Annotated in this window: 5 protein-coding genes; all 5 read left to right on the forward strand. The window is 34.6% G+C overall.

The features are described 5' to 3' along the window. Nucleotides 1–37 precede the first annotated feature (37 nt). A complete protein-coding gene (locus GEZ84_RS10520; RefSeq protein ID WP_000933083.1) occupies nt 38–679 on the forward strand; it encodes a hypothetical protein in 642 nt (213 codons plus the stop codon). A gap of 9 nt (nt 680–688) precedes the next feature. Continuing rightward, nucleotides 689–1,777, forward strand: coding sequence for a toprim domain-containing protein (locus GEZ84_RS10525; protein ID WP_153224487.1), 1,089 nt, complete (start codon nt 689–691; stop codon nt 1,775–1,777). 50 nt (nt 1,778–1,827) lie between these two features. Next, nucleotides 1,828–2,061, forward strand: coding sequence for a DUF5965 family protein (locus tag GEZ84_RS10530; RefSeq protein ID WP_000152419.1), 234 nt, complete (start codon nt 1,828–1,830; stop codon nt 2,059–2,061). Then, nucleotides 2,058–2,441: a DUF5945 family protein gene (locus GEZ84_RS10535; RefSeq protein WP_153224488.1), complete on the forward strand. Its 384-nt coding sequence runs from the start codon at nt 2,058–2,060 to the stop codon at nt 2,439–2,441. Before GEZ84_RS10530 ends, GEZ84_RS10535 begins: the two co-directional genes overlap by 4 nt. A 37-nt stretch (nt 2,442–2,478) precedes the next feature. After that, on the forward strand, nt 2,479–2,714 hold a 236-nt coding region (locus GEZ84_RS10540), incomplete at its 3' end, for a hypothetical protein (RefSeq protein WP_153224489.1).

Below are 2,714 nucleotides of genomic sequence, written 5' to 3' on the forward strand. Positions count from 1 at the left end.
TATTCTTGACCTAGTTTTTATAGAAAGAAGGTCTAAGATGTTAAATAAAGTCAAAACTAAAGCCTTAATTAGTGTTGGAGCAGTGGCTGCAACTAGCTTTATTCTCATGATGGGATATACTGCTGGTCAACATTCTACTGCTAAACAAAGTCGCAAAGAAATCGAATTGGCTGCAGCTAAACTTGTAGAGGACAAACAAGCAGAAGATAAAGCCAGCATTTTGTCATCGGATACTGTAAAAGAATTTTTGACGCAGTACTATACGAAAGAAAAGCTCGGAGAAAATAATACACGTATTCAACCTTATATGACTGAATCGGCTTATTCTCAAGAATTGTCAAGTCAAAATGATGCCATGAACCAAGTGTATAAGGATTATATTTTGGATTATCATTTTGAAAAAGCAGATATCTTTGTCAATCAGACTACGAATCAAGCCATTGCCATGGTCTCTTATAATGTAACCTATGTATCTGATTTAAAGAATGCCAACCAATCAAAAACCAATCAGACAGAAACAAGAACTGTTAAATTGTCCTATTCTAAACTTCCTGGTAAGTTATTGGTCAACCAAGTACAGGTTTGGAAATCTGGGTTAGATGATTTGGATAAGGCCACTCCCAAAACTTTAGAAGAATCCTCATCTGTTCCATCACTGCCAAATACTACGACAAAATGATGATATTGCATGGAAATAGAAGAATGTAAGCAAATTTCAATTCTTGATGTAGCCAATCGTTTAGGTATCTCCTTTAAACAAGTTTCGAGCAGTGTCTATGAACATCCTGAACACGATTCATTTCGGATTTTTTCAACTACCAATACTTTTAAATGGTTTTCAAGAGATATTCAAGGTGATGTCATTGATTTTGTTCGACTTGTTCAGGGAATTTCCTTTAAAGAAGCTCTAGCCTTTCTTTCTGAAGAACATTTTCAAAAAGAAGCTGTTCAAGAAAAAAGAGAGAGACCATTTTATTACCCTTTAAAGAGAATAGAAGATTCTAACTGTAGTCTAGCCAGATATTATTTAACAGAAGAATGTAGAGGAATCTCAGAAGAAATCATACAAAAGATGATTCAACAAGGTTTGATGGCACAAGCCAGTTGGAAAACAAATGAAACTGTTGAACCTGTTATTGTTTTTAAAAGCTTTGATCATCGACACAAACTGCAGGCAGCAAGCTTACAAGGAATATATAAGAATCACTCTCTTCCTAGAAAGAGGTTAAAAACGATTCTAAAAGGAAGCCATGGACATGTTGGAATATCCTTTGACATTGGTAAACCAAATAGACTGGTCTTTTGTGAATCGTTCATCGACTTGATGAGCTATTACGAACTACATCAACAAAATCTAACTGATGTTCGTTTGGTATCTATGGAAGGATTAAAAAGGTCTGTTGTCGCTTATCAAACTTTACGACTGATAGCTGAAGAAAATCAAAAGTTGGAGTTTTTAGATACTGTAATACCTTCAAAGTTATTGCCTCTAATCAATACAATTCGTGATACCACCAGCTATTTTGATAATCATCCTGATTTCTTGACACTTGCGGTAGATTGTGATGATGCTGGAAAAGATTTTTCGGATAAGTTATCTCAATCAGGATTTCCTGTTTTACTGGATTTACCTGATAATGAATCTGGGAAAGAAAAACTAGACTGGAATGATGTCCTTAGAGAAAAGAAATCAGATTTACAATGTATGCTTGAAACTGTAAAAGAGACATTAGGGCACCAACCAGTAAGACAATCCTCTCAATGTTTAGAATTGTGATAACAAAATCAAGATGTTTTAGCTAATATTAGAATGAAGGAGGATCGTATATGACCATTATTGAACGCTTAGAAGAAAAGGTCACTAGGCAAGAAAGTAAGGTAGCAAGAGAGACAGAAAAACTCGCTGCTTACAAAGAGCAACTGGAGACAGCGATGTTTGCGACGTTCAAAAGGCGTCAAAGCATTAGTCACATGAGTTTTGAAGAAGCTCTTGACCATGCCTTTGGTAAAGAAAGACAATTCGATGATTCTGAATTTAGAAAGGATGAAATGAGTGAATGACAAAAGATTGGAATTTTAATCAACCATTAGAAAGTAAATCAGAAAATCAAGAAGATCCAGATAAAATTGCGGCCTTATTTGGAAATCATAAAGGAGGTAATGATGTAAATTATGAAGCAGCTTTTCAAAAGCGAAAACAAGCACCTGTGACGGAATCAAATTCTAGTTCTAAACCCAAAGTTACAGAGGTTAGAACAGGAAAAGAAACAGATATCACTACAAGTTATCAGCAACATCTTAAAAGGCTGATTGCGGATAACAATAGCGATATTCAAAGTAGTCAAAAGAAAATTGAAGAGCTACATACGTTGATCGACACAAAGAATCAAGACAATAAGAAATTGCAGTCCATTTATGATGCGATTTCCGAATTACACTAAGCAGTCCTGATAGGCTGCTTTTTTTGAGAGGTTATAGATGTTTACAAAATTTTTTAAGAAAAACCAAGACAATAGTGATGTATTTAAGAAGCTAATTCATAGACTATCTGATATGTCTGTCCAAGATCTTGAAAAAATAGATCGACTGCTAGATATCATTTTCACTCCAGATCAAGAATCAGAACAACTAAAAACAGAAGCAACTTATAGAGAAGAAACTTTGGACGACACATTAAAGGAAGCTAAAAATCAACTTCATAAGGAACAATTGGA

The organism is Streptococcus mitis, from assembly GCF_009496155.1.
Lineage (GTDB): Bacteria > Bacillota > Bacilli > Lactobacillales > Streptococcaceae > Streptococcus > Streptococcus mitis_BQ.